The organism is uncultured Shewanella sp., assembly GCF_947501225.1.
GTDB lineage: Bacteria > Pseudomonadota > Gammaproteobacteria > Enterobacterales > Shewanellaceae > Shewanella.
In genome coordinates, this window is the sequence record NZ_CANMUW010000032.1 from 1 (window position 1) to 6,848 (window position 6,848).

Here is a 6,848-nt window from a genome sequence, read left to right on the forward strand (position 1 = left end):
TGGCTCCCCAGACTGGACTCGAACCAGTGACATACGGATTAACAGTCCGCCGTTCTACCAACTGAACTACAGGGGAAACGTTAAAGTTATTCGTCGTTGAAGACGGAGCGCATATTAAATCGCTCTTCATGATGAGTCAACTCGAGTAACAAAAAAAAGTGTAATTAAGCTGTTAAGTGCTCATCTAACGTCCATCATGATGGTGTTTCAATCATTTTGATGCTTGTGTGGCCATAATGATAGCGATGTAAATTGACAAAGTTGTAGTTTATCAATAATAGCTTGATAAAAATGTCATTTATTAAGCACTACTGACTCCTTTTATTCTACAAGCTGTAATTGTTGTTGACTGTCGCCAACTAAAATAGGCGAACACCTCCCGTCGATTTGTCCGGGGGAACATTTCCCCTGCGCTATATAGCCAAGCAATACAGCTTTACAGCAGGAGAAGAGGTGAAAGTTAGAGAATGAGTAAGAGCCCGGAGTCGATGCCAGCGTTAAAATTGGATGAGGTACAGCTAATGTTTTTGTTGTTTGCAGTGTTTGCGCCTGATATCGCGGGCTTAGGTAATAGGGCGCTCCCTTTAATATAGAAGATGAAGATGCGGGTAAATGTGAGTTACTGGAGAGGGGAGTTGTTTCCCGCTGTCAATGCAAAACTCAGTGCCCGTCTCTAATTGAGTTTCAAATGTAGCAAAATTACATACATTTCCATCCTCAGGTGCAAAGGAGCCAATTCCTCTTAAAGCCGCGTATAATCAGGGTTAGATTGACTTATCCACTAAATCTGTGGATAAACCTGTTAGTTATGTCTAAAAATGTGTTTCAAAGCCCGATAAATAGGGGCTTGAGGTTAAAATGCACATCTTTTTTAGAGGTAAATAAAACCTTTTATTTACAGATAAATACGAAAATCAAGCACTTCTTCAAAAGATATCTGTGACTGTTGCTTAAATGTAACTGAATGAATGCTCTATCTTGTGTATTAATTTGCCATTTTCATTGGGGTTGCGGCGATATATTAACCATTTTGCGGCGTTGAACTGCGATGTTCTAAAGTTTCATTCTTTGAGCGAACAAATGAAACATATTTATGCTTCATGGCAAACAGTAAGACGAAACGGTTAGCTATTTTCTTTCATCTCAACAACCTTGAGCGCGTATATCTATCAGTGAAAGCACCGGGAGCGGAGCCGAAATGTTCAGTGTTTATTTCACCGACAGGGATCACATCTATGTGAGTAATAGTATAAAATGGACGGCTAACTATATGGGGAAGCGCTCTGTGACCGAATCTAGATTTCAACTTCAATCCCAATACGCTCCGGCAGGGGATCAACCTAAGGCTATCGGAAAACTGGTGGATGGCATTGAGTCCGGCCTTGCGTGTCAAACGCTACTCGGTGTTACCGGTTCCGGTAAGACCTTCACTATTGCTAATGTGATAAGCCAGCTGTCCAGGCCTACCATCATCATGGCTCCCAATAAAACCTTAGCCGCCCAGCTATACGGCGAAATGAAGGAATTTTTTCCCCATAATGCCGTCGAATATTTTGTCTCCTATTACGATTATTATCAGCCTGAAGCCTATGTTCCCTCAACCAATACCTTTATAGAGAAAGACGCTTCGGTTAACGCGCATATTGAGCAGATGCGCTTATCTGCCACAAAAGCATTACTGGAGCGTAAAGATGTGGTGTTGATCGCCTCTGTATCGGCAATCTACGGTTTGGGTGATCCTGACTCCTACATGAAGATGTTACTGCATCTCAGGCAGGGGGACATCATGGATCAAAGAGATATCCTGAAACGCTTAAGCGAGATGCAATATACCCGTAACGATCTCGAGTTTCAGCGAGGTACATATCGCGTTCGGGGAGAGGTTATCGATATCTTTCCGGCCGATTCTGATAAAGAGGCTATCAGAGTCGAACTGTTTGATGTCGAAATTGAGCGATTAAGCCTGTTCGATCCGCTTACCGGAAATATTTTAAAGCGCATTGCCAGAACAACAGTTTATCCAAAGAGCCATTATGTGACGCCCAGAGAGAAGATTCTCGCTGCGACGGATGAGATCAAGGAGGAGCTCAGGATAAGGAAGAAACAGCTGTTAGACAATAATAAGCTCATTGAAGCGCAAAGAATCAATGAACGGGTTCAGTATGATGTTGAGATGATGACTGAACTTGGATACTGCTCCGGTATCGAGAACTATTCCAGATACTTATCAGGAAGGGCCGAGGGGGATGGGCCGCCGACCCTGCTTGATTATCTGCCCGATGATGGCTTATTGATCATCGATGAGTCACATGTGACCGTTCCACAAATCGGTGCCATGTATAAGGGCGATAGGTCGAGAAAATCCAATCTGGTTGAATATGGCTTCAGGTTACCGTCGGCGCTGGATAACAGACCATTAAAGTTTGAAGAGTTTGAAAGCCTTATGCCTCAAACTATCTATGTCTCTGCTACCCCGGGGAAGTATGAGGTAGATAAGAGTGATGGTGAAGTGGCAGAGCAGGTGATCCGTCCTACCGGCTTGCTCGATCCTGTTCTCGAGGTTCGTCCGGTTGCGGTTCAGGTCGACGATCTTCTCTCGGAAGTTCGTCAGCGGGTAGATAAAAAGGAGCGTGTGCTGGTCACTACGCTCACTAAACGTATGTCTGAAGACCTCACCGAGTATCTCGACGAACATGGCGTAAAGGTGCGGTATCTGCACTCGGATATCGATACGGTAGAGCGGGTTGAGATCATCAGAGATCTTCGTTTGGGCCTGTTTGATGTACTGGTTGGTATTAACTTATTGAGAGAGGGGCTGGATCTCCCCGAGGTGTCTCTTGTGTGTATACTCGACGCCGACAAGGAGGGCTTTTTACGATCTGAGCGTTCTCTCATTCAGACTATTGGTCGTGCGGCACGAAATATCAACGGTAAAGTGATCCTCTATGCCGATAAGATAACAGACTCTATGGCGCGAGCCATGGGGGAGACTGAGCGACGAAGAAAGTTACAGCATCAGTTCAACCTCGATAACGGTATCGTCCCCAAGGGGGTATCGAAGAAGATCACCGATGTGATGGATGTGGGTGAAGAAAGAGACGTCGATGGTAAAGAACAAGGAAGCGGCAAGGGGATGGTTGCTGAGCCCAGAGCGGCTTACCGCGGTCCGGACGTTGCGACTCTCAGCCACCAGATGGATTTACTCGAGAAACAGATGCATGAACATGCGAAGAACCTGGAGTTTGAGCAAGCTGCAGCACTTCGTGATCAGGTTGCTGAGCTTCGTGAGCAGATGATCAAAGCTTGAGCAGATAAGTGTGCGCCCGATGTCGCACACTTATGATTTACTGTTAAGTTTATAGAGTAAACCCACAAGGATAGAGAGCAGTATACCTGTGACAACCCCAATCAGATGAGCCTCGGTTGCTACGCGGGCATCGATCATCTGTGTCACCTGTTCACTTGCGCCAAATATCTGCTCGTAGCCTACCTTAATAAATACGCCGGCTAATAACAGGTAGCCGGACTTTATTCCGGCTGCAATATCTTTTATCGCCCCATAGGTAAAGAGTCCGTGCAACATACCGCTTAAACCTACATAGCCTGAAAGCAGCGGGAAGAACAGATATAGACCTAGCCCCTGAAGCGCGCAAAGTAAAATAAAAACTGATGTGAAACTCAGGGCGCTGAAGTGTGGCTTAAACAGGAGCAGAAGAACCCAGAGTCCAGCCAGATTCATCACCAGATGCCAATGGTTAGTATGCAGCAGGTTGCCGGATATGAGCCTCCAATAGTCTCCTGCACCGATAGCGGAACGTCGAAATGCCAATAACGATTCCAGCTCCAGAAAGTACAGGAATATGCAGCAGGCTGTGATCACTGCTGCAATAAGGTAGCTACTGCGAATAGATGTTGTTAATCCTAACACTTACTAGCCAAGTCCGCTTGGATCTGTTCTTTGTTGCTGATGTAGTCCTCTAAGCCTTTCTGTCTCAGAAGACAGGCTGGGCAGGTGCCACAACCGCTACCGATAATGCCGTTATAACAGGTTAATGTTTCGTCTCTGACTAACTCGAGGCTCTTATATCGGTCGGCTAACGCCCAGGTTTCGGCTTTGTTCAACCACATCAGTGGCGTCACTATTTGGCATTGACGGTCCATACCTTGATTAAGTGCCGACTCCATCGCTTTTACAAACTCGTCTCTGCAGTCAGGATAACCGGAAAAGTCAGTTTCACAGACGCCGGTGATGACCGCGTTGGCACCCAGTTGGTAGGCGTAGATTCCCGCCAGTGTAAGAAACAGAATGTTTCTGCCTGGGACGAAAGTATTGGGTAATCCGTTATCCATCAGCTCGTTGGATACTTCAATGGAATCACGTGTGAGTGCCGAGATGGCTAACTCGTTGAGCATAGAGACATCTAATACCTTATGGCTGGCGAGCCCGAGACGCTTGCCCAACGCTCTTGCGACCTCTATCTCCTGACTATGGCGTTGACCATAATCAAAAGTGATACCGTGTACTTCATCATATTGAGCCAGTGCCTGAATGAGACAGGTTGTCGAGTCTTGCCCGCCACTAAATACTACTACCGCTTTTGACATAATAATTACTTACTTAAATACTGTGACACTATTCTAACTGACGGTGCAGAGCTTGCAAATATTGATAAAGGAATACCGGATTTAAATCTGTGTAATGATTACAGGGTAAACAATACTTGCCTGAACGGGGAAAATACTCTATAAATGCCGCCCATTCTTTTTGAGGTTTATCATGAAATATCCTGTTAATGAAGTGTTCGAGACAATTCAGGGGGAGGGCTTTTTTACCGGTGTTCCAGCTATATTTGTACGCCTTCAAGGGTGTCCCGTAGGATGTTCCTGGTGTGACACCAAACATACATGGGAGTTGCATGAGGAGAACCGTGTCGATCCCGCTATGGTGATCCAGGTCGACGGTACTATTGGTCGTTGGGCAGAGCTCAGCGCCGAAACCTTGATCGAAAACTTCAAACAGAAAGGCTTTACGGCCAAACATGTAGTTATCACTGGTGGAGAACCCTGTTTATACGATCTCACATCGCTGACCGAAGCACTCAACCGCTGCGGTTATGAGACTCAAATTGAAACCAGTGGCACCTATGAAGTTATCTGCTCGGATAAAACCTGGGTGACAGTTTCACCAAAGGTTAATATGAAGGGTGGTTTGCCGGTGTTGAATCAGGCCCTGAAGAGGGCGAATGAGATCAAGCATCCTGTAGCGACACAGTCCCATATTGAAGATCTCGATAGCCTGCTTAAGGGTATCAGTCTCGATGACAAGGTTATCTGCCTGCAGCCTATCAGCCAGAAGAGCAGAGCGACAGAGATGGCGATGCGTGTCTGTATCGAGCGTAACTGGCGTCTTTCGATACAGACACATAAATATCTTGATATTGATTAATTCAGTGTTCCGGTGAGGCTAAGCTGTTCAAGTTTTGCCTCATATTCACTAAGATCACCAATATTTTGTGCTACCCAGGTTGAATTGTAATAGGTATCGAGATACCTCTCCCCCGAATCACATAACAGGGTAACCAGTGATCCGGTTTTACCCTCAGCCTTCATCTTAGTGGCAATCTGCAAAATACCGTAAAGGTTGGTCCCCGTTGATGCACCTGCTTTTCTGCCAATCATCTTCTCTAACCAGTAGATTGTGGCAATCGAGGCTGTATCGGGTACTTTCTCCATGCTGTCTACTACACCGGGTATGAAAGAGGGTTCGACTCTGGGTCGGCCTATTCCCTCAATTTTGCTGCCCATGCAAGAAGTGACCTGCTTATCACCGGTTCGATAGTAGTCGAAAAACACCGAGTTCTCAGGATCGACGACACAGAGTTTAGTCGTGAGTTGCTGGTAGCGAATGTATCTTCCTATGGTTGCCGAGGTACCACCGGTACCGGGGCTCATGACTATCCAATCCGGGATTGGGTGTGGCTCGCGGCTCATCTGATCGAAGATAGAGTTGGCAATGTTGTTGTTTCCCCGCCAGTCTGTTGCGCGTTCGGCGAAGGTAAACTGGTCCATATAGTGGCCATTTAATGACTTTGCTAAACGTTCTGATTCATCATAGATCTCACTGGAGTGGTCGACGAAATGGCAGCGCCCACCATAGAACTCGATCTGCTGGACCTTCTTTTTTGCCGTCGAACGAGGCATTACGGCAATGAATGGTAAGCCCAGAAGGCGGGCAAAATAAGCTTCAGATACCGCCGTACTCCCAGAGGATGATTCGATGATCGTCGTATCATCCTTAATCCAGCCGTTGCAGAGCGCGTAGAGAAAAAGGGAGCGCGCCAATCTGTGTTTCAGGCTGCCGGTAGGGTGAGTACTTTCATCTTTCAGGTAGATATCGATACCCTTAAGTGAGGGGATATCGAGTTTGATTAGATGAGTGTCTGCACTGCGTTGGTAGTCGGCTTCAATGATAGCGATAGCCTGGTTTATCCAAGTGTTTGCCATGATATATCACGTGTTTATTATTACTGAATGTTCTAAATAATAGCTAAAAAGAATTAGTGATAACAGCATAACTTGTTTGCCTGGGTGACAAAACTAACACAAAGAGGGGAGCTGAGTAAGAACAGAGAGTTAAGCGAATTTAATACCCATATTTTGCGGGAAGAGTAGTGGGTTTCAATGAAGACAATATCTTAGAGTAGATTTAACGATGAGGCAGTTGTTAGCTGAAGAGCTTATTAAACAATTTTTGAATGAAACTATCGGGGAGAAGTGGTGGAGGGAGAAGGATTCGAACCTTCGAAGGCTGAGCCGTCAGATTTACAGTCTGATCCCTTTGGCCACTC

5 protein-coding genes and 1 tRNA gene are annotated in these 6,848 nt (G+C 45.9%); 2 read left to right on the forward strand and 4 right to left on the reverse strand.

All coding sequences use genetic code 11. The features are described from left to right. Positions 1–76, reverse strand: a tRNA-Asn gene (locus Q1B47_RS21705). Positions 77–1,285: 1,209 nt separating this feature from the next. Here Q1B47_RS21705 and uvrB point away from each other — a divergent pair. Further along, positions 1,286–3,307, forward strand: coding sequence for an excinuclease ABC subunit UvrB (gene uvrB / locus Q1B47_RS21710; RefSeq protein WP_299798813.1), 2,022 nt, complete (start codon positions 1,286–1,288; stop codon positions 3,305–3,307). Between the two features lie 30 nt (positions 3,308–3,337). On the opposite strand, the gene rrtA is transcribed toward uvrB, so the two are convergent. Together rrtA and queC are read right to left on the reverse strand one after the other, a co-directional pair. Further along, positions 3,338–3,889 (reverse strand): rhombosortase, encoded by a 552-nt coding sequence (rrtA, locus tag Q1B47_RS21715; RefSeq protein ID WP_299798815.1) that lies wholly within the window; start codon positions 3,887–3,889, stop codon positions 3,338–3,340. 32 nt (positions 3,890–3,921) lie between these two features. Further along, complete coding sequence (gene queC / locus Q1B47_RS21720; RefSeq protein WP_299798807.1) at positions 3,922–4,605, reverse strand: 7-cyano-7-deazaguanine synthase QueC; 684 nt, start codon at positions 4,603–4,605, stop codon at positions 3,922–3,924. A gap of 172 nt (positions 4,606–4,777) precedes the next feature. On the opposite strand from queC, the gene queE reads away from it, so the two are divergent. Then, the gene (gene queE / locus Q1B47_RS21725) at positions 4,778–5,446 is read left to right on the forward strand and encodes a 7-carboxy-7-deazaguanine synthase QueE (protein ID WP_299798809.1); all 669 of its coding nucleotides are present in this window, start codon (positions 4,778–4,780) and stop codon (positions 5,444–5,446) included. On the opposite strand, the gene Q1B47_RS21730 is transcribed toward queE, so the two are convergent. Continuing rightward, complete coding sequence (locus tag Q1B47_RS21730; RefSeq protein ID WP_299798811.1) at positions 5,443–6,504, reverse strand: PLP-dependent cysteine synthase family protein; 1,062 nt, start codon at positions 6,502–6,504, stop codon at positions 5,443–5,445. The genes queE and Q1B47_RS21730 overlap by 4 nt on opposite strands. Positions 6,505–6,848: the final 344 nt, after the last annotated feature.

Excerpts from the sequence above, each read along its gene's own strand:
- queC (WP_299798807.1), bottom strand. The coding sequence starts at position 4,605 with ATGTCAAAAGCGGTAGTAGTATTTAGTGGCGGGCAAGACTCGACAACC.
- queE (WP_299798809.1), top strand. The coding sequence starts at position 4,778 with ATGAAATATCCTGTTAATGAAGTGTTCGAGACAATTCAGGGGGAGGGC.
- Q1B47_RS21730 (WP_299798811.1), bottom strand. The coding sequence starts at position 6,504 with ATGGCAAACACTTGGATAAACCAGGCTATCGCTATCATTGAAGCCGAC.